Annotated in this window: 1 protein-coding gene; it reads right to left on the reverse strand. The window is 37.6% G+C overall.

Translation table 11 applies throughout. The annotated features are described in order from the left end of the window. On the reverse strand, positions 1-553 hold a 553-nt coding region (locus C5471_RS23470), incomplete at its 3' end, for a transposase (RefSeq protein WP_166296639.1). Positions 554-611: the final 58 nt, after the last annotated feature.

The following is a 611-nucleotide window of genomic DNA, read 5'->3' on the forward strand; positions in this document are numbered from 1 at the left end:
GCTTTATTAGTCTTAACGTTAAGCATGGGAATTCTGAAAGAAGGTTTCTCTTTCTAAGATCTGACTTTACCGCTTCCGATGGCGTATAACTAACAATAAGATCATCTGAATTACTGTCAGAAAAATCGCTAATAGTCTTATTCCTGTTTCCCTCCTGTACTCTAAATACGGCATTCAGATTGTTTTGCATTACTTGATATAACAAGTAATAGCTAAAATATCCCCGATCGAAGATCACGACAGCATTGCTATCCAAACACTGGAGATGCTTTTCGGCACAAGCCCTCTCATTGTTATGGTTAACAAAATCAACGTCATATATGATCGAATTCAATACATCATAGAGACAACTCATCATTGCATAGGGATAATGTCGTGATGTGTTTTTGGGTGTTTTATATCCATTTTCCAGCAACCCTCTGGGAATGTTTAATTTTGAGCCATCTATAGCAAACAGTCGATGTCCTTTCCATGTTTCGGGATGGGTATTATCTTCCCATACAGAAACGATATTTTTGTTTATGGTTTTTATTGCATCATCAGGTAATTTCATTCTGGCTTCGCACATTGATGAAGCAGAGACGGGCTTATGCTGAGGTAGCGGTATTTTT

This window comes from Photorhabdus tasmaniensis, from assembly GCF_011189505.1.
GTDB classification, from domain to species: domain Bacteria; phylum Pseudomonadota; class Gammaproteobacteria; order Enterobacterales; family Enterobacteriaceae; genus Photorhabdus; species Photorhabdus tasmaniensis.